We start from the raw sequence: 23043 nt of genomic DNA, 5'->3' as shown, positions 1-23043 counted from the left end.
TATGAAATCATTTTACTATAAAATCATTGTACCACAAAATTAGATATTTAGCAGCAAATATTATATATAATATATATCAAAAAAAATAGCAGACATTTTACCTGCTATCTTTAAATTTAGTTAAATTGTTTCTGGTTCGTCGTAGTCTACACCGAAAGTTTCAACTGTTACTGTCTTCATAACTTGATCTTGTTTTGGCTTATCTTGGAAATTAGTTTTTGTTTCTGCAATCTTATCTACAACGTCTATTCCTTCAATCACCTTACCAAATCCTGCATATTGACCATCCAAGTGTGGGCTATCCTTATGCATTACGAAAAATTGGCTACCTGCAGAATCAGGCATCATTGATCTTGCCATAGATAAAACGCCTCTTTCATGTTTTAGGTCATTTTTAAATCCATTTGTAGAAAATTCTCCCTTGATAGCATATCCAGGACCACCAATGCCAATTCCTTCTGGATCTCCTCCTTGAATCATAAATCCTTTTATAACTCTGTGAAAGATAACACCATCATAGAAATTATGATTTATTAGGGAAATGAAGTTTCTTACTGTGTTTGGAGCGATTTCTGGGTAAAGCTCCGCCTTAAACACATCTCCATTTTCCATTTCAAATGTAACTATTGGGTTCTTATTTTCCATATATAATACTCCTTAATTTTTAAATGAATGTACTGGGGCAGGTATGTGTCCTCCCCTATTAATCATTATATCCGAATTTGAATTTCCTACATCTATTATAGGAGCATAACCTAATAATCCACCAAACTCTGCGTATTCTCCAACATCTTTACCAATTACAGGTATAACTCTGACTGCTGTAGTTTTTCCATTTATCATTCCTATAGCCGCCTCATCTGCTATCATTGCAGCAATTGTAGTTGAGCTTGTCTTTCCTGGAATTGCAATCATATCAAGACCTACAGAACAAACAGAAGTCATGCCTTCAAGCTTATCAAAGGTTAAGAACCCACCGTCTGCAGCTTTAATCATAGCTTCATCTTCGCTTACAGGAATAAAGGCACCAGAAAGTCCACCAACAGAAGCACTTGCCATTAGTCCGCCTTTTTTGACTGCATCATTTAATAGAGCAAGGGCTGCAACTGTTCCGTGTCCTCCAACATTATCTATTCCGATTTCTTCCAAGATTCTACCAACTGAATCTCCAATAGCAGGAGTTGGTGCAAGGGATAAGTCTAATATACCGAAGTTTTTACCTAATCTATCGGCAACTTCTCTTCCTACAAGCTCACCCATTCTAGTAATTTTAAAGGCTGTCTTTTTAATAATCTCGCAAATATCGTTGATAGGAAGGTCTTTCTTGTTTGAAATTGCCTCTTTTACAACACCTGGTCCTGATACACCTACATTTATAACCGTTTCTGCCTCGCTAACTCCGTGGAAGGCTCCTGCCATAAAGGGATTATCCTCGACTGCGTTTGAGAATATAACTAGTTTGGCACAACCTAGAGAGTCTGTATCAGCTGTTCTTTTAGCCAAGTCTTTTATCACATCCCCACAAAGTCCAACTGCATCCATATTAATCCCAGCCTTGGTAGAACCGACATTTACACTAGAGCAAACTAGGTTTGTAGTTGAGAGTGCCTTAGGGATTGATTTAATCAAAATCTCGTCAGCCTTGGTCATTCCTTTTTGAACTAAAGCAGAAAATCCACCTATAAAATCAATTCCAATATCTGCTGCAGCCTTATCTAAAACCTCAGCAAAAGGAGTGTAATCATCTAGGTCAGTTGCTGCTGCAATCAATGAAATAGGAGTAACTGATATTCTATTGTTGATGATTGGTACTCCATATATCCTTGAAACTTCCTTGCTTGCTTTTATAAAATCCTTTGATTCTCTAATTAGCTTGTTATAAATATTATCGCAAGCTTTCTTGTAGTCCTTGTCTATACAATCGAAAAGGGAAATCCCCATAGTTAGGGTTCTGATATCAAGATTTTCCTCATCAAGCATTTTTATTGTTTCTAAAATATTACTCTTATCCATATTAAATCCTGTGCATCACATCAAAAAGCTTTTCGTTTTGAATTCTTATCTCAAGTTTTGTCTCTTCTGCTAATTTGTCGAAGGCCTTTTTAATCTCAGAAAAATCTGCACTAGCCTTTGAAAAATCAATATTAAACATACCTACAAACTGATCTTCCATGATAGTTTGGCTTAGGTCTAAAATATTAATATTATATTCGTATAAGATTTTTGATACCTTATAAATAATTCCTGCTTGGTCATTTCCAATAACTGTTAGTATGGCTTTCATAATCTCCTCCTTAGAGCCTTTATCTACTTAAGATTTTACCCTTTTATATATTAGTGTACAGAATTAATTTTAATTAAAAAGTTTGTGCCAGCTAATAAGAGTATTTTATCCAAGAAAAAAGCAGAAGATTAGATATCTATCTTCTGCCTTAGCTATTTATATTATTTTTGATTAATACCAACCATTGTTTGCCCAGAATGCTTGAGCGTTTTCCCATGATCCGTATCTTTGTGCTACGTAAGCATCAGCTGCAGCTTCTTGTTCTGCAGGACTTGCACCATAGCTTACTAAAGATGGGTTAAGTTGGTATCTACCATAGTATCCACCTGCTGGGTTGTATGCTGTATAAGATCCACCAGATTCTCTTTGAGCTATCCATTCTTTTGCCCAGTTTGAATCTCCTTGGTAGCTTACTTCTTCTTCGTAGTAAGCATCAGCTGGTTCTTCGTAATATGTTGTTTCTTCATAGTAATCATATGAAGGTTCTTCATATGTTTGTTGGCTTTGTGTTTGAGGAGCTTGTTGAGCTGGCGCTTCTTTTTTAGCTTCTTGTTTCTTTTCTTTGAATGATCTTAGTAGGTTGTTGTAGATGTAACCTTCTTGACCTTCAAATTTAACCTTAACATATCCGTTTTGTCCTTCACCAAGAACTTCTACTTTGCTTCCTTCAGCAACTACTTTGATGATTTCTGAAGATAGGTTATCTTCTTTTCTAAAGTTAGATGGAGCAAGAACTTCTGTTTCCTTAGTTACATTAAACCAAGGTGTTCCAACGAAAGCTTCTCTTCCTTCAAAGTCAATCTTGAAGAATCCATTTGCTTTTCCTAGTATTTCATAAGATCTATTTTCATCATTTATAAGACCAATAACATTGTCCTTCTCTTCTGCTGATGATCTAACGTTAACTGCATCTGCTACTTCTTTGTTGATAACAACGCTATCTGCTTTTGCTTCTTTTGCTCCTATGCTAAAAACCGAAGGTAAAACTAAGGCTGCTGCTAGTGCGTACTTTGTAATATTTTTCATTTATAATCTCCTTACTTTCTTTTGTTATTTATATATTATAAAATTATTTTGACTTTCTTGTTACAATAGTTACAAAATGTTAACAAGTATTTTTCACAATTGATATTGTACCTTTTAATTGTGTAGATATTATGTAGATTTTAGTATTTTGATAATTTTTTTCTGAATGTTGGAGTTTAAACCTTATCTAGAAAAAAGTAAATGATTCTTAATTGAAATAAATCAAATTTTTCTATAATTTTTAAATCTATTCTAGTTTTTTGTACATTTTTAAAATGTATTTTGCTATTAATTTGTTACAAATGTAATTAATTTTGTAATATATCGTTTTCATTTTCTAATAATTCTTTATTATTAAAATTTCTATATATAAAAGGCTAATATTCGCCCATCTTTTCAATATGTAGTATAATCAACCTAGAATTAAAATGAAAGAGAGCAACAAATGATAAACGTCTATATTTTATGTGGTGGACCTTCTAGTGAGCATGACATCGCCCTTAGAAGTGCCCTAAATATTAGCAACAATTTAAACGAGAATAAATATAATATTAAACTTGTATATATTGATAAGAAAGGAGCCTTTTCTGAACCTTTCGAAAAAATCGAAACTAATGATGAGTTTGATCTGGTAAAAGATATAAAGGAAAGTAAGACTAAATCAATTTCTAATTTCCTTGATATAATCAGCAAAGAGGACCTTACAAATACTATCATTCTTCCTGTAGTACACGGTACTTACGGTGAAGATGGTACTATCCAAGCCTTTTTAGATGTGGCTGGCCTTTCTTATATAGGAAACGGACTTCTCTCCTCTGCAATTTGCATGGATAAGGTTACAAGTAACGATATCTTTGAGAAAAATAAACTAAGACAAGCAAAATATCTCTACACTAATAAAGAAGGTTTAGATGATAATTTCTTAGATAAATGTATAGAAGAAATTGGCCTTCCCCTTATAGTAAAACCTTCTGCTAATGGTTCTTCTGTTGGTGTTAACAAGGTTACTACAAGAAAAGAGCTTAAAGATTCTGCTCTAGAGGCACTAAAATATGACAAAAAAGTTTTAGTAGAAGAGCTAATCGAAGGCCAAGAGATTGAGTTTGCAGTTGTTGGTGATATGAATCCAGATGTATCAGAACCTGGAGCTTACATTTCAGATCACACCTTCCTTGACTACGACGCAAAATATTTTTCTAAATCTACAAAGGAATCCCTTCCTTATAAGTTAGATGAAGAAAAATTAAAAGAAGCTCAAGAATTTGTTAAAAAATGCTATGTAGCTTGCGGATGCGAAGGTTTTGCTAGGGTTGATATCTTCTATGCTAATGATGGCAATTTCTATGTAAATGAAATAAACACCTTCCCTGGTTTTACTCCTTCATCATTTTTTGCAAGGCTATGTGAGTTGATGTATGACAAATCTTTCTCTGAGCTTCTAGATATACTAATAGAAGATGGACTTAGAAGGGGGCAAAGATGATAGAAAGAACTTTAGGTCAAATAGCAGAAATGTTAGGCGGATCACTTTGCGATCCAAATTATAAAGATGTGAAAATTTCCGGAGTTTCAACTGATTCTAGAACTATTCAGGAAAATAACTTATATATTCCTTTGGTTGGAGAAGTTTTTGATGGTAGACTCTTTGTAAAAGAGTGCGAGGACAAGGGAGCAAGTGCTTTTCTTATAGATAGAGATTATGAGATTAAAAATAATATAAGTATTCCTTATATAAGAGTTGACGATACCCTAAAGGCTCTCCAGGACTTGGCACGTTCTTATAGAAAAGAGTTAGACGTCAAAGTAATTGGCATAACTGGTTCTAATGGTAAAACAACTACAAAAGACCTTTTATATGAAGTCCTTAGTACCAAGTACAAAACCCAAAAAACTATCGGCAATCTAAATAACGAAATAGGTGTGCCAAAAACTATCCTTTCTTTAAATGAAGATACTGAAGTTGCTGTTGTTGAGCTTGGTACAGATAAATTTGGCGATATATCCTTAACATCAAATATAGCCCTTCCTGATATTGCAATAATTACCAATATAGGTGATAGCCATTTACACAACCTAAAATCAAAAGAAGGAATCCTAAAGGCTAAAATGGAGATTGTCGAAGGACTAAGTGATGATGGAATATTCATCTACAACGGTGATGATGAAACTATGAAAAAAGAAATCGCCTCTTATAAGGTGGATCAAAAAATAATTAGCTTTGGACTAGAAGAGGCTAACGACTTTGTTGTTAAAGAAGTCCCTAGCACACCTGCTAAAGTTTCTTTTAGCCATGACGATGAAACTTATGATATTCCACTTTTAGGTAGACACAATATCTATAATGGCGCTTGCTGTTTACTTATCGCAAATATCCTAGGCCTTGATACAAATGAAGTAAAAAGCGGTCTAGTTAAGGTAAGACCAGCTAACAACAGGTCTAGCATGATTGAACTTGATGGATTTGACGTTTTAGACGATTCATACAAATCAAATCCTCAGTCCCTAAGATCTGGCCTTGCCACTTGTAAATTATTAGATGGCTACAATAACAAGATAGTTGTCCTTGGTGATATGCTGGAACTTGGAGATAAGGAAGATGAACTACACTATGAAGTAGGCCTTGATATCGATCCAAAAGATATTCACTATTGTTTATTTTTCGGAAATTTATCATATCATATGTATAAGGGTGCTTTAAATAATTTCCCAAAAGACAGAGCTTTTCATTTTACTGACAAGGACGATTTGATAGATAAACTAAAATCCTTGGTTACAAAATCTACTCTCGTTTTTGTAAAGGGAAGTCATGGCATGCACATGGAAGAAATTATAGAAAGTATTGGAAATCTGAAATTATAGAAAAAGAAAAGAAAAGAATAAGGAGTAAAAATGATTTATACCGTAACTCTTAACCCATCCATTGACCTATTTGTTGAACTTAAAAATCTCAACCTAGGCCAACAAAATGATATCTTAGCTGAAAGATCCCTACCAGGAGGAAAGGCCCTAAATGTATCAAGAATCCTTTCATCTCTTAGGATTCCAACAATAGCTACAGGTTTTGTTGGAGGATTCCAAGGGGAATTCATTACCGATTGGCTAACTAAAGAAAATATCAGCACCAACTTTGTGAAAATGTCAAACCACAATAGAACAAATATCAAAATATTTGAAAACAAGCAAGAAACTATGATAAACTTCCCAGGTCCAACTATAAAATCTGACGAAGTAGATGAACTAGTTTATTATCTATCAAGAGTTAGAGAAGGTGATACAATCATATTCGGAGGATCTGTTCCACCAATGGAAGATGGCCTAGATAATGATATTTACACAAGACTTGTATCAGTCGCTACTGCTAATGGTGCAGACTTCGTGGCAGATGTTCCTGCAAGATATTTACTAGATATGGTTAAACAAAAACCTCTTCTTGTAAAGCCAAACGGTGAAGATATAGAAGAAATATTTAATGTTAGAATTGAAAATAAAGAAGACTACATTCCATATGGTAAGAAGCTAGTAGAAATGGGAGCAAAATACGTCATCATATCCTTTGGAGCTAGCGGATCAATGTTCTTTACTAAAGATGAAGTTTACCAATCAAAAACTGTAGAAGATGATAAGGAAATCATAAATACAGTTGCTTGTAGAGATGCCATGATAGCAGGATTCTTAGGAACTATAGTTCGTGATGGAGATCCTGTAGAATCCTACAGAATGTCTGTAGCAAGTGCATCTGCTACTGCAAGGGTATTAGATCTTGCAACTCGTGATGAGATAATGGATATCTTATCTTTGGTAGAAATTGAAAAACTTCAATAATATATAAAAATAAAACCGACTCCAAATTAGAGTCGGTTTTATTGTCCGTATTTTTCTATCAATTCACTAATATCCTCTACCCTATGATTACACACATCTACTACAGATTCTTCTGTCACATAATTTAGGGTAAATGATAAGGGTGTTTCTTTTAAAAAACTTATGTCGTTGTAGTCATCACCAATTGATATGATATCTTTATCATAAGCGTAGAATTTCTTTATAAAATCAATACCCGTTTGTTTGGATATATCTTTATCTATAACATCTATTACTCCAATTGACTTATGGAAGGAGAATAAATCCCCGAAAGGATTGTTTAAAAAATCATAACTATAAATAGCTAGGGAATAGACTTCTTCATCTTTTTTTAAATCATCTAATCTATCTATTTTTCTATCCAAATCTGTAAATATCTTAATTGGATAATCTTTCTTGTAATAATCAATTATCTCTCTTAGCCTATCCTTATCTAAAGTCTTCTTATATACTTCTCTCATCTCTTTTTTATCATTTACGAGAATATGAGAGCCGTTGTTAGCTATAACAAAATCAGGATTAATTTTTCCATCAATCAAGCTTTTTAGGGAAAAGTAGCTTCTTCCAGTTACTATTCCAAAGATACCAGAAGAAGCCTTGAAGGATCTTATAGCCTCTAAATCATTTTCCTTAAATCCTTCATCTATATAGATAGTTCCGTCAAAATCAGATGCTATAATTTTCATCTAATCACATACCTCTACTTGTTCATAGGATATATTGTTCTTTTCTAAAAGCTCAACTGCATAATCGTCCATCCTGTAGGCTACGTTGTAATATATTTTCTTGATACCTGCTTGGATAAGGGACTTGGTACAATTAAGGCAAGGAAAATGTGTTACATAACATATAGTATCCTTTAGAGCAATTCCCTCCTTGGCACAATATAATATTGCATTCATCTCAGCGTGAATTGTTGCAATACAGTGCCCATCTCTCATGGTGTGACCTACCTCGTCACAGTGGGGATTGCCTGATATAGATCCGTTATATCCAGTTGTTACTATTCTATTTTCCTCATTTACAATAACACAACCAACATATGCCCTATCACACGTTCCTCTCATTGCAACATTTTTTGCAAGTTTCATAAAATATTCTTGCCAACTTAGTCTATCTTTTGCCATAATTACTCCTTAAAATTTAAGTCTTATCTTAAATAGAATATCAAAGAATTTGTAACTTAGCAACATAGCTAGGGCAAATACTATTATAGAGACTACTCCAGCTGATTCAACTAACATACTTGATAGGATTGAAGTGATTATATTAGCAAGGGTCAAGCTTCCCATTATTTTAGCAAATATCCCTATTGGCTTAGATACTATCATATATCCACTTCTTTCAGATGTTGATTTTTTATTTACTGTTAGAGCTAAAAGTAGCACAAGGATTGAAATTATTAAAAATGCTCCAACAGACATGATGTTATCTATTGCTATATTAGTTAAGCTTATTAGGGTTCTTACAAATATATTTTTATCATCCATAAAGCTTGCAAAGGCATTGTCAATTGCCATAGCACCTTCGTTTGAAAATACTCTAGAGAGCATGCTGATATCTTCCTTTATTAAAGATACGCCACCGATAGTTAGAATAAATAAACCAATATGACCGATTATGTTACCTGCAATAAAGCCGAGTGATGTTGAAAGTATTGATGTTGCCAAAAATACTAGAATGTCTTTAGCGATATGACTAAAAGATTCTTTCATACTTACAACAGGTCCAAATCCAGATGATTTTAATAAAAATGATAGGATTATGGAATTTATTGCAAAGATCAAAATCCCAAAGCTAAAGACAATCCCAATTTTCATCAAAAGATCGTCTCGTTTTTTCCAAGGCATCATTCTTGTAAATTCAAATATAGGCATGGATTCTTCTATACTTGTAATTGTTATTGCAAAAAGAGCTATGATAACCATTACTGGAGCAACAAGATTATCTAAATAAGAACTTGCACTTAGCTTGCCATCACTAGTTCTATTGAAGATTCTCATAAAATCATTGTAGGTATAATGGGCATTTCGTCCGTTTTCTCCTTCACCCAGCCTATCATAATAATCAGTCTGATAGTCTGAGTCCATCTGCCAAAGTTTATCATCTTCTATGATTTTATATTTTTCCTTGTACTTCATGGCATGAACATCTAATTCATCCATAGTTTTATCATCCAAGATGAAATCTTTGTCGAACTTTTTACCTTCTATATCTTCCCATATTTCTATAGCATCCATATTAAATCTCTTATAGTCATCTTGGATTAATCGTCTGCTTGTTAGTCCTATAGTCATAGTCATAAATACAGTTATTAGGGCTAACCATAGTGAAAATCTCTTTGCAGTAAACTTAAATAACTTTGTAAAATTACGCATCTTTCTCGCCTCCCTTTTCAAGATAGAAATAATCCTCTATTTTAGGGGTTAGGATATCATATTGAATGATGTCATCTCTATTTAATAAATCTTCTAGTCTATCATCGCTTGCATTTACTAGAATAGTCGCAACTCTACCAATCTCACTAACTACTATAACTTTGTCTCTAAAATCATTTGAAATCTCATCTTTAAATACAACTTGGGCTTTCTTGATTTTATTAATAGTAGAATCGTTCGTATTAATAAGTTTGCCATTTATAGTTAGATAATAGATATAATCACATATACCAGAAAGCTGATCTAGTTCGTGACTTGAGGCAAGGATTGCCCTGCCATTATCCTTGGCGTCTATTAGGTAATTTACAATTTCCTTCTTGTTTAAAACATCCATTCCATCAAGTATTTCATCTATTAAAATAACTTTTGCCCTTGTTGCAAGGATTGTAATTAGACCTAGGATACTTTTTTGTCCCTTGGAGAAATTCCTAACATTTTTATTTGGGTCGATATTTTGCTTTTTAATTTCCTCAAAGAAGAATTCTTCATCAAAATCATCATAGATTGTCTTATAGAAACTTGGTATATTATTGACCTTAAAATAAGAAAAATAATCAAACCTGTCTGGTAAAAATCCAATGTTTTTAATTAAATCAGGATTCTTGGCTAACAGTTTCTCATCTATAGTGAAGTTGCCACAGTCCATATCATATATACCTGACAGACACTTTAGTAGGGTGGTTTTACCAGATCCATTTCTTCCAACAAGACCTGTTATCATTCCTTCTTCTAGGTCAAAAGAGATATCGTCCAAAACTTTTTTATCATCAAAAGCCTTGCTAACATTATTTGCCCTTATCTTCATACAAACTCCTTTCTACTTTTTTGTAAAGCTCACTTATTTCTTCTAAGTCAAAGCCCAAAAATATTGCTTGTTTAAATTCATCCTCAAGTTTTAAGCTAAACTCTTCCTTGCTATTTTCTATTTTTTCTTCATCAATTTTAATAAAAGTACCTATACCAGGCTTAGTTTCTATAATGCCTAGCCTATCTAACTCCTTGAAGGCTTTAGACACTGTAGTTTGGTTGATTGAAAGGCTTTTGGATATTTCTCTTACAGAAGGAAATTTGTCCCCGTCCTTTAATAAATCAGCCGCAAGCATTCCTTTGGTTTGCTCAACTATTTGTTGGTATAGAGGTACTTCAGAAGAATAATTTATATTAAACATATTCCCTCCATATGGTGTATGGTCATATACCATACATATCTTATTTATATTATAACACGCAAAGAAAATATTGCAAGACAAAAAAAGAACTCCATATCGGAGTTCTAAGGCTGTTGACAAAGTGACAAAATCTAAAAGGAAGCGTTCCATTCGAAAGAAATTTTAAGAAATTCAAATCGATATAATGCGTCCGTAAACCGCACTGTTTGAGCATTGGCGAGTTTGCGATTTACAGTATTATGAGATTTAGAATTTCTAAATTTCTGTAGTTGGGTAAGCGTTTTTAGATTTTGTATACGCTCTAAGAACTCCATATCGGAGTTCTAAAAATCATATTTAATTCTACATCAAAACTGAAAATGGTTTAGCAATTTTTGCTAGAAGCTTTTCACCCTTAGATATATTTTTTGCATCTTCCATATTTATTTCAGTTGCAATTTCAAAGAAAATGTCAAAATCATTTTTAATTTCTACCAAACTATTTGACTCATACATCAAAACTCCACACTCAAAGTTTTGATAAAGTGCTCTGTAGTCAAGGTTAATTGTTCCAACAAAGCCAATACTATCATCGGCAAGCCAAGTCTTTGAATGAACAAAGCCTGGTGTATATTCAAATATCCTAACTCCCGCCTCAAGCATTCCTTCGTAGTGGTCTTTGGCTAGGGCAAAAGAAATCTTCTTATCTGGTATATGAGGTAGGCAGATTCTGACATCTATGCCTGATTTGGAGGCAAGCTTTATTGCATTTCTAATTTCCTCATCTATTATTAAATACGGACTCATAAGATATACATAGGTCTTTGCCTTGTTAATTATATCAATAAGGACATTTTTTGAGATAGTTTCATTGTCCAAAGGATTGTCTGCAAAAGGAATATATAAGCCTTTACCTTCTGTTTGAGGATAAGTCTTTAGGTAAGGTGTGTAATCTTCCGCCTCTTTATCTATAGAGTTCCACATATTTAAAAACATAATTGCAAAAGATTTGACTGCACTTCCTGTTAGTCGTGCACCGCAATCTTTCCAGTGGCCAAATCTTTCATATACATTTATGTATTCATCAGAAAGATTGATCCCTCCGGTATAGGCACATTTGCCATCTATTACCATAACTTTCCTGTGGTCTCTGTTGTTTTGATAGGTTGATACTATAGGATACATCTTAGAAAACACCCTACATTCTATACCTAGACTTGCCATCTCCTCTGGGAAATTAGATTTAACTCTGGTAATCAAGTTTGATCCATCAATTAAAAGTCTAACTTCTACTCCCTCTTTAGTTTTTTTAACTAACTCTTCAAGTATAGTCCCCCACATATATCCATAATCTATTATGAAAAACTCCATGAAGATAAAGTCCTTGGCGTTTTTTACGTCTTTTAGCATCGCTTCAAACATATCATCTCCTACCTTAAAATATGTTGAAGATGTATCTTTGTATGTAGGAAATCCGCCAACATCATCTAAATATTTGGCTATTGGATAAAATCTTTCTTCTCTATTTTTTATCATCTTTTCTAGCTTATCGTCAAGATCTGTGTAGGCTCTGGAATCATTATTTAGCTTTAAAACTTTTCTTTGCTCCCTCCTATAGCCAATAGAAAAGTGACTCATCAAAAATGCAATGATTCCAAATGTTGGAACAAGTGCAATAAGCAAAAACCAAGAAAGCTTGTTAGAATTGGAGACTTCTTCCATATTAAGAATTATGAGCATAATCAAAAGTTTGGATGCTGTATCTCCACCCACAAGATAAGTTGAATCTACCTTTAGATAATGATAAAAGTAGACCATTAGCCCCAGTTGTATAAGTATTAGAAATACAAAAAGTCCAACACGGGAGAAGATCAAACTTCCCAAACTCTTTCTGGTCTTTTTCACATACTTATTTTCATTGATTTTATTAATAATGTTTTTATTAAATTTGTACATAGGTTAATTATACCACTTTCCTTTGGATATTACACATATATAATTTGACATAAGATTTATTATTCATAAGATATAAGGTGAGGTGAAAATTGATGAAAAACATACTTATTATAAATGACTTTGTATCACTAGGTAAGATGGCCGGAAAAATGATGGACTCTGTTCTTTCTTATAAGGAATACAGGGGATTTTTCTTGCCTACTGCCTTGATTGCTAATAACTTTTCCTATGGAAAAAACGCAGTTTTAGATTGTACTGACTACTTAGATGATTGTCTAAAAAACTGGGAGGACTTAGGATTTAAATTTGACCTTATTTCTATAGGTTATATCCACAATACCAAGCAAAGAGATATAATCTATGATTATGTCAAAAACTTATCATATGAAACTACTGTTCTATTTGATCCTATAATGGGTGATGATGGTTCTTTATATGAAACTATAGATGAAACTATCCTAGACAATTACAAATCTCTTGTAGAGCTTGCTGATATCATAACTCCAAACGCTACAGAAGCTAAGTTTTTGGATATAGATTATGACACTTTCAAACAAAATGGACAAAAATATCTTATTACTTCTGTTTCAGATGGAGACAATTATTATGTAGAAGGATTCGATGGATATGAATTTAAAGTTCCTTTTAAGAAACTTCCTAAAAGACTTACAGGAACTGGAGATTTATTCGATGGACTCTTTATAATTTATTATCTTGAAGGTAAATCTGTAGAAGAAGCTTGCAAAAAAACCGTAGAGATCATCTCAAAAATATATAAGGACGTAATAGAATATTCAACTGATGAAAATATCAATATCGAAAGATATCTCTCACTTATAGACTAGAAAGAAGGAGATTTTGCAGAAAAAAGATTATTGGAAGAAATCAATCTCAATAGCATGGCCTGCCCTGTTGGAGTTTTTCTTCATATCAATAGCAGATATCATAGATACCTTCATGGTATCTGGTATGGGACCATCAGCTGTAGCAGCTATCGGTCTAACTACTCAACCAAAGTTTATTGCACTATCATTCTTCTTTGCTATAAATGCGGCTGTATCAGCCTTGGTTGCAAGAAGGCAAGGAGAAGGTGATAGGACAGAGGCTAACCGTACTCTAATAACGGCAATATACATAGTTATATTTTTTGTAATATTGGTTGATTTACTAATGATGCCATTTTTATCGCCAATTTTGAAATTTGCAGGGTCAAATCCAGAAACTCATGACCTTTCAATATCATATTTTCAAATAATAATGGGCGGTTTGATATTTAACGCCCTTGCTATGGTGATAAATGCAGCTCACAGAGGTTGTGGCAATACTCAAATAGCCTTTGTATCAAACCTAGTAAGCTCAATAGTAAATATGACCTTCAACTACCTACTTATCTACGGAAACTTAGGATTTCCTGCTTTAGGTATAAGAGGTGCTGCCATAGCTACAGTGCTTGGAACTGTAGTTGCAACTATTATGTGTCTTTTATCCTTAACTAAGAAAGATTCATACATTAACTTCAAAGAAATTATCAAAGCAAAATACGCTTATAGCAAAACAATTGCCAAATCAATTGCAAACTTAGGTTTTAATATCTTTGTTGAAAACATATCAGCAAGAATAGGATTTATGATAACAGCCATTACTGCAGCAGGTCTTGGAACAGAAATATTTGCCGCTCACAATGTAGGTATGAATCTCTTATCTTTAACATTTTCCTTTGGTAATGGTATGCAAGTTGCAGCTATCGCCCTTTCTGGAAATGCACTTGGAGCAAATGATAAAGAAGGTGCCAAGATATATGGTAAGGTCTGCCAACAAATAGGATTTATCATATCAGTTGTTGTCTCAATAATATTAATAGTATTTGGAAGAAATATATTCGCTCTCTTCTTTAAAGACCAACACATAATTGAGTATGGACTTATCATAGCTAGATTTCTAACATTAATCGTTCTGCTACAAATATCTCAAACAATCTATGGAGGTTGTCTGAGGGCTGCTGGAGATGTCAAATACACCCTCGCTGTTGCCTTAATTTCAGTAACCTTTATAAGAAGTGCCGTAACCTTATTTACTGTTCATATCCTAGGAATGGGACTTGCAGGAATTTGGACAGGAGTCCTTGCAGATCAAACGTCACGATTTGTAACCCTAAGATACAGGTTCTACCAAGGTGATTGGGTTAACAAGAAAATATAAAGAAAAAACAAGCTAGATTTTGACATAAATCCCAAAATTCTGATTTATGGGTCTTTGTCATCTAGTTTGTTTTTTCTTTCTGTATTATCTTTTTAAATAGTCTTGTTAGCTTTTTCTAACAAACTCTCAAACTCATCTTTGCTTAGTCCAAATTCCCCAAAATGGTGTTTGTCTGGATCATGGAAGTCCGTTCCTCCTGATTCTAAGAGATCGTATTTGTTAGCTATATCCTTAGTTATCTTATAGTCAATCTCTTTCATCTTTGAGTGAGAAATCTCTATTCCTTTTAGACCAAAGCCAACGTATTTTTCTATCTCTGGATAGTTTTCATATTGGCAAGGGTGAGCTATGATGGGTATTGCATCATCAGCAAGGATTGCCTTAATCCCTTCTTCTACATCAATATATCCCATTTCTAGGTTTTTCTTCTTATCTTTCATAGATCCAAAGATTTTACTAAAAGTAATCTCTTCTTTTTTCTCTGGATACTTTTCCTTAAGTGCCTGTATTATATTTGACTTAAAAACAATTGAATAGGGAGAGAATTTCTTGCAATCAGCATAGCTTATATCATAGCCTTTTTTATTTAAATCCTTAATCAATTTCCTGTGATTGCTATCTCTTCTTTTTAGAAAATCATTGCACAAGTTATCAATATTAGGAGTTTCTTCTGGCAAAAATAGGGCGACTATGTGGACTTTCTTATCTACTTCATAATCGTAACAGCTCATTTCTAGAGCCTTTAGGGTTTTTATACCAATTTCTCCTGCCTTTTTCTTGATTTCTCCAAAGTGATTGCTCGTGTCATGATCTGTTATAGCAAGGACCTCGACACCCTTATCTTTGGCTCTTTTTAAAACATCTTCTATTTCTAATAATCCATCTGAGTGGTTGGTGTGTGAATGTAAATCTGCGTATATTTTTTTCATATTAATTCCTTTATGACAAAAAAAGAACTGCTGCAAGCTTTTGCAACAGTTAGTTTTTAATTAGCTACAAGTTTAACAGTTGATGTCAAGATATCTGAGTATGTATAAGATACTGTTCTTTCAACATCAAAATCATTGTTAACCTTTACTGTAAATACACTTGGGAAAGCATTGACAATCACGCCAGTTTTGGTTTTAATCCTTTTTCTTCCCATATCTGCTTTGAGAATAACTTCCTTACCCACATTACTTCTTACTTCATCTCTAATATCTTGAACTGATTTATGTGCCATTTAATCATCCTCTCATTCATTATGTGTACTATTATACTATGAATCATAAGTAATGTCAAATTAAATAATTAATTATACGCTTGTAAAAGTCCTTGTCAAATATTTTATTGAATTTTTTAAGCTAGTCCAAACCTCTCTATTACAAGCTTTAATTAATTTTATAAGCAAAAATATATATAAAAAAATACAAGCGAAAGTTAAGATAAACTTACGCTCGTATTAGTTATTTATTAGTTAGATTAATTTCCATATATTTTTAGAATATTCAACAGGATTTTCTATTTCAAGTCCTTCCATTAGTCTTGCTTGATCTAGCAAAAGATTTGTAATCATCTTAGCTTTATCGTCATCTTTTCCTACATTTTCTTTTAGGATTGTGTATGCCTTGGTGTTTTTGCTAATTTCAAGAACCTTGTCTGCCTTAATTCCCATGGCTTGAGGTTGATCTTTTAGAGTTTTTTCCATCTCTATTGAAACTTCTCCTCTTTGCTTTATCATAGCTGGAATATCTACTAGTTTGTCAGTAAATCTAACATCTACAACATCATCTGGGGTATTTTCTTTTACAAAGTCAACAAGCTTAGTATCTTCTTCATCCTTTTCTTCATTTGTATCTTCTTCTTGGTTTATTGATTTAAATGGAATTTCCTTATAATCTTTTAGCATTTTAATCAAGAACTCATCAAGTTTTTCATCAAGAAGCAAGACATCTCTATCATCATCTACCATAGCTAGAGCTGGTGATGCTTTTATTTTTTCTAAGCTATCTCCAACAGCATATAGGATTTCTTCGTCGGTTGATTTCATATTATCCTTGTATTCTGCTAGAGTTATAAGTTTATCTTCTTTTTTAGAATAAAACAATAATAAATCCTCTAAGTCAGCCTTATTAGCACCATATGATTCATAGATTGAAACTTTGAGGCTATTTCCAAATTCCTTGAAGAAGGATTCGTATTTATCCCTATCATTTTTAAGTAAATCTTTTAGACCTTGTCTGATTTTCTTGTTGATTTGCTTAGCTATAACCCTAACTTGTCTATCTTGTTGGAGAGTTTCCCTTGAGATATTTAAGCTAATATCATCACTATCAACAACTCCCTTTACAAAGGAAAACGCATCATCAAGTAGGTCTTCTGACCTATCCATGATTTTTACCCCGTGAGAATAAAGCTCCAAGCCTTTCTTGTAATCTTTTGAGTAGAAATCAAAAGGAGCTTTCTTTGGAATGTACAACAATGCCTTAAATTCTACCAAGCCTTCAACATTAAAGTGCATCCATGATAAAGGCTCATCAAAACCATAGTGGCTTTCTCTATAGAAGTTTACATAGTCCTCATCTTTTAAGTCATTTTTATTCTTTTTCCAAATTGGTTCATTTGAATTTAGGATATCATAATCCTTATAATCTTCGTATTTTGGATCATCATCTGTAAAGTCTGCTGCTTTTCTAGTTTTTGTTACTAGCATTTTGATTGGATATCTGATGTAGTTAGAATATTTTTCTACTAGGTTCTTGATCCTAAATTGGTCTAAATATTCATCATAATTGGCATCTTCTGTATTTTCCTTTAGGAAAAGTTTTATCTCTGTTCCATTTTCTTCCTTATTAGCTTCACTTATCTCGTAAGATTCTGCATTAACAGATTCCCACAAATATGCTTTATCATCTCCAAACTTCTTAGTTAGAACTTGGATTTTATCGCTAACCATAAATGCAGAATAAAAACCAACACCGAATTGACCTATTAAATCTTTGACATCTGAATCTTCTATACTTTTTCTAAAGGCCTCTGTACCTGATTTGGCAATGGTACCTAGATTTTCTATTAGATCATTTTCATCCATTCCTATACCTGTATCTAGGATTGTTAGGCTTCTTTCATCCTTGTTTGGAATAATTTCTATATAATAATCAGACTTGTCAGTTGAATTGTCTGATTTTAAATCCTTATAATATAGTTTGTCTAGTGCGTCTGAAGCATTTGAAATTAACTCTCTTAGGAAAATTTCCTTGTTTGTGTATATAGAATTTATCATAAGATCCATTACTTTTTTGGCTTCAGCTTTAAATTCTTGTTTCATATTTCCTCCTTAGCACTCTTAGTCATCAACTGCTAATACTATACTAAGTAGTAGGTCTTTTTCAATAGATTATTTAGTTTAATTTTTTGCTAAGACTAACTATTCTCTTTTGGCAAGCAATTCTTTCTTCTATGAGCTTATCTTTCTTTTTCGTTAGTTTTTTCTTATAAATCATTCCAAGAATGATAAAAATAAGTAAAAACCCTACTAGCAAAATTCCAATCTTTTTATAATCTTCAAGCCTTGTAAAGCTTAATATCAAAAGAACTAGCGCATCTATAATAAGTGACTCAAAGAATAATCTGATGAAAACTCCACCATCCCTAAAGTCCATTTGCTCTTGAATCTTTGAAAGATTTTCTCTTTCTTTTTCAATTTCTTTTATTATCTTTTCTCTTTCTTCCATAAATCCTCCTTCTTTAATCATACCCTAGTAAAACACTTTGATTATGAAAATTTTTATAGTAAAATAATATCTACAAGGAGGGCTATATATGGCTTTAGAAGAAAACAAAACAACTGAAAAAACTGGTGATGCTAAGATCACTCGCGATATGATTATAGGCGAAATAATTCAAATAAAACCAGAAGCTATCAACACACTTTTGATGGCAGGAATGGGTTGTATTGCTTGTCCATCATCACTTTACGAAACTCTTGAAGAGGCTTGTATGGTTCACGGTATGGACTGCGAATACCTACTAACTGAATTAAATAAATAATAAACTATCCTTTTGGAAGTTTTTCAATAAAAAAGATTCCCCATTTTTGGGGAATTCTTTTTTTATGCTATCTTTCCTTTTTTTCTAAGTCTATTGCTGTTGATGATTGCAGCTGTTGCATCTCCTGTTATGTTTAGGGTTGTTCTACCCATATCAAATATTCTATCGATTCCAGCTACAAGAGCTATTCCTTCTACAGGAAGGTTTACTGATTGTAAAACCATAGCAAGCATTATCATTCCAGATCCTGGAACTCCTGCTGTACCTATTGATGCAAGTGTTGCAGTTAGAACTATAGTTACCATTTGTCCAAGGGTTAAATCTATTCCATAACAAGATGCAATAAAGATTGCACATACACCTTGATAGATTGCAGTTCCGTCCATATTTATAGTAGCTCCCAAAGGAAGAACAAAACTTGTAACGTCCTTGTTTGCTCCCAATTCCTCACAACATTTCATATTGATTGGAAGAGTACCAACTGATGATGCAGAAGAAAATGCAAACATGATTGCAGGAAGCATTCCCTTAAAAAACTCTATTGGATTTAGGTGTCCTAAAGTTTTTATAGTAAATGAGTAAACAACAAGTCCATGCACTAGATATGCAAGGTAAGCTACAAGTAAAACTGATGCCAAAGATCCAATAATCATAGGACCATTCTCAGCTATAACTGGAATTAGTAAGCAAAATACACCAATAGGTGAAAGTCTTAAGATAAGCTCCATAGCCTTCATAAATATTTCATTTAAAATTTCTACAGCACCGATGGCCTTTTCTTGTTTTAATTTATCAATAACAAGGATTGAGAATCCTACAATTATAGCTCCCACTATAATTTGAAGCATGTTTGCCTCATACATTGGTGCAAGGAAGTTTTTAGGGAAGATATTTACGATAGTATCCATAAATGATACCTTATCTTGTACTTCAAACTCTAGATTGCTTGTTCCAATAACTGGGAAGATCCCTTTGAAAATATTACCAAATCCTAATCCAATCACGATAGCAAAGGCAGTTGTAAAGAAATAATAAATTATGGTAAATACACCAACTTCTCCAACTTTTTTGATATCTCTCATAGAAACGATTCCGCCAATTATAGAGAAAAATACAATTGGTGTTACTATGAACTTGATTAGATTTAGGAAAATATCACCAATCGGTTTTATGTATAGGTTTAAAATTTCCGATTGACTCTGCAAGAGTAGTCCAAGTACAATCGCCGAAATAAGGGCAATAAAAATATTACGGGTTAACTTTGATTTTTTGACCTTTTTATTTTCTGTCATAAGCTCCTCCTTATCCTATTATTAATATATCATAAAGTTGAATAAGATTACAAATAATTTGCACAAAAGCCAACCCACACTAATCATGTAGGTTGGCTATTTTTCAGTCTTTTTTCTTTAGATTTTTGTATCCAAACATAAGAGCTACAAGAGCGTTAACTTCGGCAAGTATAGATGTTATACCTGTTTTTGGATTTTTCTTGTTAGATTTATCAGTAGCATTATTTTCATTAATATTTTTAGCTACTATCTTGCTATTATTATCTTCTTTGTTAATATTTTTGTTAGATTTATCCTTATTATCAGATTTATCCTTGTCAATTGGTTTCGTAGTATCGTTATTATCACCTGATGCGTCAGCTTTAGGGATTGTAATTTTTTCCCAAATAGCAGTAAATATCATTTCATCTGTAACCTTAACCCTACTTCCAGCTAGGTATTTGTTGCCATTAGCTAGCCAATTAATAAACTTATAGCCTAATCTTTGAGGAAGTCCTAGGATAATTTCGTCGTTAGATATTTGCTTATCTTATAAATTAAATTTAGATATTATTTTGATTTTATTTTTTAAATCTCTACTATTCTATAATCTTTGGCAAGGTCAAATACTAATTTTATGAAATTTCTCTTGTATTTTACAAACTTTCCCTCATCCAAAAGCTTTAGGACTTGATCTTCACTTGCCCAGCTTGCATCTTGGACTTCATCTTCTTGGAGAACTAAGTCCTCGATGTCAATATTTTCATGAACTAGATAAAAATCATCAAAACCATATTTGAAGTTTGCAGTAAATATGGGTCTTATGTTTGTAAAGTTAATTGCTAGCCCCAGTTCTTCACTTACTTCTCTACCTATAGCTTCTTTTGAGCTTTCTCCAGCCTTACTTGCTCCACCACAAGATACATCCCACAGATTTGCCATAGTTTTTGTGCTTTGTCTTTGTTGGATAAGCATCCTATCCTTATCATCAAATATGGCAATGTGGACAATTTGCCTGTAGGTATTTTCTGGCATCTTGCTTCCTCTTATGTAAGTTTTTCCTGTTTTTATCCTGTTTTCATCATATAAGTCTAATATTTCCATGGTCTACTCCTTTATAATAAAAAATCCTAGAATTTCCCTTATTAAATTATTTAGGAAAATTCTAGGATAAATTTTACTTATCAGCCATTATTGCAGCTGTTAGTTTTGGTATTACTTGTTTTTTACGGCTTAAAACTCCTGGTGCATTTATAGTTCCTCTTTCAGTTATCTCACCAAATTCTTCTCTGATAGAGTCAAAGTGATCACCCACTACTAAAAGCTCACTTCTTTGGTTAAATATATCTGTTAGAACTAAAACGAAAGTAGATTCATTTTTAGCCTTTATTTTTTTATCCATAAGATCTTTTAGTTCATCCATTATAGGGATTAGCTCTTCTGGATTCATAGTCATAACTTGACCTACTCTAAAGTCTTCTCCACCGATATTAAAAGTTTTTACATCGCCTTCGACAAGGTCTGTCGCAGATTTACCCTTTAGAGATGTGGCTGCTCTAAACATCTTATCAGCAAATTCTTCTGGGTTAAGGTCAGCAATCTTGCTCATTCTATCTAGGATTCTCTTATCTGTCTCTGTTGTTGTAGGTGATCTAAATAGAAGAGTATCTGATATTATAGCTGCACATAGTATGCCTGCAATTTTCTTGCTTGGTCTAATACCACTTTCCAAATACATTTCAGAAATTATTGTAGCAGTTGATCCTACAGGTTCTGCCCTAAAGAATACTGGTCCTGTTGTTAGAATGTTTGCAACCCTGTGGTGGTCGATTATCTCTTGGATTTCTGCTTCTTCTATATCATCTATAGATTGATTTCTCTCGTTGTGATCTACTAGGATGAGCTTTTTCTTCTCAGAAGAAATAAGATGGTATCTAGAAACTGACCCTACTATTCTTTCTGACGAATCTACAACAGGATATGATCTAAACCTTGATTTTGCCATCGCATCTCTTACTTGGTCTAGGTTATCTTCAGTTGTAAAGTACACTAGGTTGTCAGTTGTCATAACGTGGCTTATTGGAATAGTCATTGGCAAAAGTCTAGCTGTCATGAAGGAATTGTACTCAGTTGATAAAACAGTCACATTATTTTCTCTAGCAAGCTTTACCATTTCTTCATTCATAACCGCCCCATGAGTTAGAATAATTAGCCCAACCTTTTGTTTTATCAAAAATTCATAATAATCATCCCTATTTCCAGAAATAACTATATCACCTTCAATGATTACATCCTCTAGGTTGTTTTCCTCACCTTCGTTCATAGCAAAGACTGTCATCTTGCCATTATAGGACCTAGGATTATCTGGTAAATTGATGATGTGAGCTGCAAGTACATCTATGATATTGTCTATTGGAGTCTTGCTTCTACCTAATATCTTGTCATCCCACACGTCCATATAGGCACGAGTTATGTTAGACAAAGATGCAATTCCTACTATCTTTCCGTCAGCATCTACAACTGATAAGGAATGAGCTTCTCCTTTTTGGAAGATATCCCAAGCATTTCTTATAGCAATTGATGGATCTATGATATTTCCTGTATCAATATCTAGATCTTTAACTTGAAGCTGCATGGATTCTTTTATCTTAGGAGCTTCTACTCCAAAATAATCTAGGACAAATCTACTTTCTGGATTTAACTTCCCAAGTCTAATTGGAATTGCCCTAACTTCTCCCAGCCTATTTTTAAGATCAGCATAGGCTATGGCACTCATAATAGAATCAGTGTCGGGATTCTTGTGACCAGTAATATAAACTACTTCTCTCATA

24 protein-coding genes are annotated in these 23043 nt (G+C 33.2%); 6 read left to right on the top strand and 18 right to left on the bottom strand.

All coding sequences use genetic code 11. The features are described 5' to 3' along the window. Positions 1-120 precede the first annotated feature (120 nt). From E0D87_RS05510 to E0D87_RS05495, 4 genes are all read right to left on the bottom strand, one after another. Positions 121-645 carry a peptidylprolyl isomerase gene (locus E0D87_RS05510; RefSeq protein ID WP_130819657.1) on the bottom strand — a complete coding sequence of 175 codons (525 nt, stop codon included), beginning with the start codon at positions 643-645 and terminating at the stop codon, positions 121-123. 12 nt (positions 646-657) lie between these two features. Continuing rightward, positions 658-2013: a PFL family protein gene (locus E0D87_RS05505; RefSeq protein ID WP_130819656.1), complete on the bottom strand. Its 1356-nt coding sequence runs from the start codon at positions 2011-2013 to the stop codon at positions 658-660. 1 nt (position 2014) lies between these two features. Continuing rightward, positions 2015-2284 (bottom strand): ACT domain-containing protein, encoded by a 270-nt coding sequence (locus tag E0D87_RS05500; protein WP_130819655.1) that lies wholly within the window; start codon positions 2282-2284, stop codon positions 2015-2017. Between the two features lie 171 nt (positions 2285-2455). After that, positions 2456-3310 carry an aggregation-promoting factor C-terminal-like domain-containing protein gene (locus E0D87_RS05495; RefSeq protein WP_130819654.1) on the bottom strand — a complete coding sequence of 285 codons (855 nt, stop codon included), beginning with the start codon at positions 3308-3310 and terminating at the stop codon, positions 2456-2458. 445 nt (positions 3311-3755) lie between these two features. Here E0D87_RS05495 and E0D87_RS05490 point away from each other — a divergent pair, with 445 nt between their 5' ends. The 3 genes from E0D87_RS05490 to E0D87_RS05480 are packed head-to-tail and all read left to right on the top strand — an operon-like array spanning position 3756 to position 7132. Continuing rightward, positions 3756-4793: a D-alanine--D-alanine ligase family protein gene (locus tag E0D87_RS05490; RefSeq protein ID WP_130819653.1), complete on the top strand. Its 1038-nt coding sequence runs from the start codon at positions 3756-3758 to the stop codon at positions 4791-4793. Continuing rightward, positions 4790-6169, top strand: a complete 1380-nt coding sequence (locus E0D87_RS05485; protein WP_130819652.1) for a UDP-N-acetylmuramoyl-tripeptide--D-alanyl-D-alanine ligase — start codon at positions 4790-4792, stop codon at positions 6167-6169. Before E0D87_RS05490 ends, E0D87_RS05485 begins: the two co-directional genes overlap by 4 nt. Positions 6170-6199: 30 nt before the next feature. Beyond that, positions 6200-7132 (top strand): 1-phosphofructokinase family hexose kinase, encoded by a 933-nt coding sequence (locus tag E0D87_RS05480; RefSeq protein ID WP_130819651.1) that lies wholly within the window; start codon positions 6200-6202, stop codon positions 7130-7132. Between the two features lie 38 nt (positions 7133-7170). Here E0D87_RS05480 and E0D87_RS05475 read toward each other — a convergent pair whose 3' ends face one another. The 6 genes from E0D87_RS05475 to cls all read right to left on the bottom strand — a co-directional run bounded on the left by E0D87_RS05475 (position 7171) and on the right by cls (position 12713). Beyond that, positions 7171-7857: an HAD family hydrolase gene (locus E0D87_RS05475; RefSeq protein WP_130819650.1), complete on the bottom strand. Its 687-nt coding sequence runs from the start codon at positions 7855-7857 to the stop codon at positions 7171-7173. Next, positions 7858-8298 carry a deoxycytidylate deaminase gene (locus tag E0D87_RS05470; protein ID WP_130819649.1) on the bottom strand — a complete coding sequence of 147 codons (441 nt, stop codon included), beginning with the start codon at positions 8296-8298 and terminating at the stop codon, positions 7858-7860. It lies immediately after the preceding gene. Between the two features lie 9 nt (positions 8299-8307). After that, positions 8308-9549, bottom strand: coding sequence for a hypothetical protein (locus E0D87_RS05465; RefSeq protein ID WP_130819648.1), 1242 nt, complete (start codon positions 9547-9549; stop codon positions 8308-8310). Continuing rightward, on the bottom strand, positions 9542-10414 hold the full coding sequence (locus E0D87_RS05460; protein WP_004833933.1) for an ATP-binding cassette domain-containing protein: 873 nt from the start codon (positions 10412-10414) through the stop codon (positions 9542-9544). Before E0D87_RS05460 ends, E0D87_RS05465 begins: the two co-directional genes overlap by 8 nt. Further along, on the bottom strand, positions 10395-10778 hold the full coding sequence (locus E0D87_RS05455) for a GntR family transcriptional regulator (RefSeq protein ID WP_004833915.1): 384 nt from the start codon (positions 10776-10778) through the stop codon (positions 10395-10397). Before E0D87_RS05455 ends, E0D87_RS05460 begins: the two co-directional genes overlap by 20 nt. A gap of 342 nt (positions 10779-11120) precedes the next feature. Then, positions 11121-12713 carry a cardiolipin synthase gene (gene cls, locus E0D87_RS05450; RefSeq protein WP_050812111.1) on the bottom strand — a complete coding sequence of 531 codons (1593 nt, stop codon included), beginning with the start codon at positions 12711-12713 and terminating at the stop codon, positions 11121-11123. A 92-nt stretch (positions 12714-12805) separates the two neighbouring features. Here cls and E0D87_RS05445 point away from each other — a divergent pair, with 92 nt between their 5' ends. Next, positions 12806-13558, top strand: coding sequence for a PfkB family carbohydrate kinase (locus tag E0D87_RS05445; RefSeq protein ID WP_004833908.1), 753 nt, complete (start codon positions 12806-12808; stop codon positions 13556-13558). A 13-nt stretch (positions 13559-13571) separates the two neighbouring features. Then, positions 13572-14912 carry an MATE family efflux transporter gene (locus E0D87_RS05440; protein ID WP_130819647.1) on the top strand — a complete coding sequence of 447 codons (1341 nt, stop codon included), beginning with the start codon at positions 13572-13574 and terminating at the stop codon, positions 14910-14912. Between the two features lie 92 nt (positions 14913-15004). Here E0D87_RS05440 and E0D87_RS05435 read toward each other — a convergent pair whose 3' ends face one another. From E0D87_RS05435 to E0D87_RS05420, 4 genes are all read right to left on the bottom strand, one after another. Further along, positions 15005-15841, bottom strand: a complete 837-nt coding sequence (locus E0D87_RS05435; RefSeq protein WP_004833931.1) for a PHP domain-containing protein — start codon at positions 15839-15841, stop codon at positions 15005-15007. Positions 15842-15897: 56 nt separating this feature from the next. Continuing rightward, a complete protein-coding gene (locus tag E0D87_RS05430; protein WP_004833901.1) occupies positions 15898-16134 on the bottom strand; it encodes a Veg family protein in 237 nt (78 codons plus the stop codon). 234 nt (positions 16135-16368) lie between these two features. Beyond that, a complete protein-coding gene (htpG, locus tag E0D87_RS05425; protein WP_130819646.1) occupies positions 16369-18219 on the bottom strand; it encodes a molecular chaperone HtpG in 1851 nt (616 codons plus the stop codon). 73 nt (positions 18220-18292) lie between these two features. Then, positions 18293-18625: a hypothetical protein gene (locus E0D87_RS05420; protein ID WP_130819645.1), complete on the bottom strand. Its 333-nt coding sequence runs from the start codon at positions 18623-18625 to the stop codon at positions 18293-18295. Between the two features lie 88 nt (positions 18626-18713). Here E0D87_RS05420 and E0D87_RS05415 point away from each other — a divergent pair, with 88 nt between their 5' ends. After that, the gene (locus E0D87_RS05415) at positions 18714-18941 is read left to right on the top strand and encodes a DUF1858 domain-containing protein (protein ID WP_004833946.1); all 228 of its coding nucleotides are present in this window, start codon (positions 18714-18716) and stop codon (positions 18939-18941) included. A gap of 62 nt (positions 18942-19003) precedes the next feature. Here the strand turns inward: E0D87_RS05415 and E0D87_RS05410 are convergent, their stop codons facing one another. From E0D87_RS05410 to E0D87_RS05395, 4 genes are all read right to left on the bottom strand, one after another. After that, complete coding sequence (locus E0D87_RS05410) at positions 19004-20233, bottom strand: dicarboxylate/amino acid:cation symporter (RefSeq protein ID WP_130819644.1); 1230 nt, start codon at positions 20231-20233, stop codon at positions 19004-19006. Positions 20234-20336: 103 nt separating this feature from the next. After that, complete coding sequence (locus E0D87_RS05405) at positions 20337-20636, bottom strand: hypothetical protein (protein ID WP_130819643.1); 300 nt, start codon at positions 20634-20636, stop codon at positions 20337-20339. Between the two features lie 164 nt (positions 20637-20800). After that, positions 20801-21316: an NUDIX hydrolase gene (locus E0D87_RS05400; RefSeq protein ID WP_130819642.1), complete on the bottom strand. Its 516-nt coding sequence runs from the start codon at positions 21314-21316 to the stop codon at positions 20801-20803. 73 nt (positions 21317-21389) lie between these two features. Further along, positions 21390-23042 carry a putative manganese-dependent inorganic diphosphatase gene (locus E0D87_RS05395; RefSeq protein WP_130819641.1) on the bottom strand — a complete coding sequence of 551 codons (1653 nt, stop codon included), beginning with the start codon at positions 23040-23042 and terminating at the stop codon, positions 21390-21392. Position 23043 lies beyond the last annotated feature (1 nt).

Origin of the sequence: Anaerococcus vaginimassiliensis (assembly GCF_900626155.1) — a bacterium.
GTDB classification, from domain to species: Bacteria; Bacillota; Clostridia; order Tissierellales; family Peptoniphilaceae; genus Anaerococcus; species Anaerococcus vaginimassiliensis.
This window is presented reverse-complemented; position numbering and strand designations above follow the sequence as displayed.

Bases quoted from the DNA above. Each gene is read 5' to 3' on its own strand.
- E0D87_RS05510 (WP_130819657.1), bottom strand. From the start codon at position 645: ATGGAAAATAAGAACCCAATAGTTACATTTGAAATGGAAAATGGAGAT.
- E0D87_RS05505 (WP_130819656.1), bottom strand. From the start codon at position 2,013: ATGGATAAGAGTAATATTTTAGAAACAATAAAAATGCTTGATGAGGAA.
- E0D87_RS05500 (WP_130819655.1), bottom strand. From the start codon at position 2,284: ATGAAAGCCATACTAACAGTTATTGGAAATGACCAAGCAGGAATTATT.
- E0D87_RS05495 (WP_130819654.1), bottom strand. From the start codon at position 3,310: ATGAAAAATATTACAAAGTACGCACTAGCAGCAGCCTTAGTTTTACCT.
- E0D87_RS05490 (WP_130819653.1), top strand. From the start codon at position 3,756: ATGATAAACGTCTATATTTTATGTGGTGGACCTTCTAGTGAGCATGAC.
- E0D87_RS05485 (WP_130819652.1), top strand. From the start codon at position 4,790: ATGATAGAAAGAACTTTAGGTCAAATAGCAGAAATGTTAGGCGGATCA.
- E0D87_RS05480 (WP_130819651.1), top strand. From the start codon at position 6,200: ATGATTTATACCGTAACTCTTAACCCATCCATTGACCTATTTGTTGAA.
- E0D87_RS05475 (WP_130819650.1), bottom strand. From the start codon at position 7,857: ATGAAAATTATAGCATCTGATTTTGACGGAACTATCTATATAGATGAA.
- E0D87_RS05470 (WP_130819649.1), bottom strand. From the start codon at position 8,298: ATGGCAAAAGATAGACTAAGTTGGCAAGAATATTTTATGAAACTTGCA.
- E0D87_RS05465 (WP_130819648.1), bottom strand. From the start codon at position 9,549: ATGCGTAATTTTACAAAGTTATTTAAGTTTACTGCAAAGAGATTTTCA.
- E0D87_RS05460 (WP_004833933.1), bottom strand. From the start codon at position 10,414: ATGAAGATAAGGGCAAATAATGTTAGCAAGGCTTTTGATGATAAAAAA.
- E0D87_RS05455 (WP_004833915.1), bottom strand. From the start codon at position 10,778: ATGTTTAATATAAATTATTCTTCTGAAGTACCTCTATACCAACAAATA.
- cls (WP_050812111.1), bottom strand. From the start codon at position 12,713: ATGTACAAATTTAATAAAAACATTATTAATAAAATCAATGAAAATAAG.
- E0D87_RS05445 (WP_004833908.1), top strand. From the start codon at position 12,806: ATGAAAAACATACTTATTATAAATGACTTTGTATCACTAGGTAAGATG.
- E0D87_RS05435 (WP_004833931.1), bottom strand. From the start codon at position 15,841: ATGAAAAAAATATACGCAGATTTACATTCACACACCAACCACTCAGAT.
- E0D87_RS05430 (WP_004833901.1), bottom strand. From the start codon at position 16,134: ATGGCACATAAATCAGTTCAAGATATTAGAGATGAAGTAAGAAGTAAT.
- htpG (WP_130819646.1), bottom strand. From the start codon at position 18,219: ATGAAACAAGAATTTAAAGCTGAAGCCAAAAAAGTAATGGATCTTATG.
- E0D87_RS05420 (WP_130819645.1), bottom strand. From the start codon at position 18,625: ATGGAAGAAAGAGAAAAGATAATAAAAGAAATTGAAAAAGAAAGAGAA.
- E0D87_RS05415 (WP_004833946.1), top strand. From the start codon at position 18,714: ATGGCTTTAGAAGAAAACAAAACAACTGAAAAAACTGGTGATGCTAAG.
- E0D87_RS05410 (WP_130819644.1), bottom strand. From the start codon at position 20,233: ATGACAGAAAATAAAAAGGTCAAAAAATCAAAGTTAACCCGTAATATT.
- E0D87_RS05405 (WP_130819643.1), bottom strand. From the start codon at position 20,636: ATGATATTTACTGCTATTTGGGAAAAAATTACAATCCCTAAAGCTGAC.
- E0D87_RS05400 (WP_130819642.1), bottom strand. From the start codon at position 21,316: ATGGAAATATTAGACTTATATGATGAAAACAGGATAAAAACAGGAAAA.
- E0D87_RS05395 (WP_130819641.1), bottom strand. From the start codon at position 23,042: ATGAGAGAAGTAGTTTATATTACTGGTCACAAGAATCCCGACACTGAT.